This window comes from Micromonospora sp. NPDC003776 (assembly GCF_053605645.1).
In genome coordinates, this window is record NZ_JBSGJR010000944.1 from 1 (window position 1) to 1,328 (window position 1,328).

Here is a 1,328-nt window from a genome sequence, read left to right on the forward strand (position 1 = left end):
CTGACTGTGAGCATGGCGTGGTCGGTTCAGCAGTGGTGAGCTGATAGCTGGCAGCGGTGGGCGTGACCCTAGGTCTGACTGGCTTCGTGCCTTCGGCCGGACTTGTCCGCCTGCTGCTGCCGGCGCCGGCCCGGGGCGGGAGACGTTTGGCCTGATCAGGAGCTTGACCGCCAGTTCGTGGCTGGCGTGTCTCATCACAGTCCTGCCATCTCCGCACCGGACCGGACCTCGCGTCCCCACGGTGAGGAGAGAACGCATGTCCATGCTGGCAGATGTGGTCGAGGTCGTCATCGGCGTCGACACGCACAAAGACACCCACACCGCCGCGCTGCTCGACACCCGTACCGGTGGTGTTCTCGCCAGAGCGACGGTGGGCACCGACCCGGACGGCTACGCCGAGCTGGTGGCCCTGGCCGAGCAGCACTCAGGGTTGAGGGCCTGGGCCCTCGAAGGCTCCGGCGGTTACGGGGCCGGCCTTGCCCGGCACCTGGCCGAGGCTGGTGAGCTGGTCGTCGAGCTGGACCGGCCGGTGCGCCCGCCCCGCCGCGGCGGGGCGAAGTCCGATCCGATCGACGCCGAACGCGCCGCCCGCGACGCTCTGGCCCGCGCCCGGCTGGCGCAGCCCAAGACCGGGCCCGAACGGGCCGCGCTGCAGACACGGCTGACGGCCCGCCGTGCCGCCGTGGAAGCCAGCGCGGACGCCCAGCGGCAGCTGCACGCCATGGTGATCACCGCCCCGGAGGTGGTGCGGGCCCGGTTCCGTGGCCAGAGCACCCGGGCCATGCTCGCCACCGCCATCCGACTACGCCCCGCCACCAGCGCCGACGTCGAGGTGTTCACCAGCCTGACCGTGTTGCGGGACCTCGCCCGCCGCGTCCGCTTCCTCGAGACCGAAGCCACCGCACACGAGAAAGCCATCCGGACCATCGTGCGTTCCTGGCGACCGGACCTGCTGCAGCTGACCGGCGTCGGACCGATCGTCGCGGCCACCGTGCTTACCGCCTGGTCCCACCCCGGCCGCTGCCGCAACGACGCCGCGTTCGCCATGCTCGCCGGCGCCGCCCCGATCCCCGCCTCCTCGGGCAAGACCATCCGCTACCGGCTCAACCGCTCAGGCGACCGCCAACTCAACCGCGCCCTGCACACCATCGCCCTGTGCCGCCTGCAACGCGACGAACCCACCCGCGCCTACGCCGAGCGCCGCCGCACCCAAGGCAAAACCGACCGCGAGATCAAACGCTGCCTCAAGCGCTACATCGCCCGAGACCTCTACCGACGCCTCGAAAACCCACCCCGACTACTTGACGCGGCATAGGAGCGTCCGGCCC

At 71.3% G+C, this 1,328-nt stretch carries 1 protein-coding gene; it reads left to right on the plus strand.

The window, feature by feature from the left end; genetic code table 11:
* Positions 1-256: 256 nt before the first annotated feature.
* Positions 257-1,315: an IS110 family transposase gene (locus ACWEVO_RS36565; RefSeq protein ID WP_452311957.1), complete on the plus strand. Its 1,059-nt coding sequence runs from the start codon at positions 257-259 to the stop codon at positions 1,313-1,315.
* The last annotated feature ends 13 nt before the right edge of the window (positions 1,316-1,328 follow it).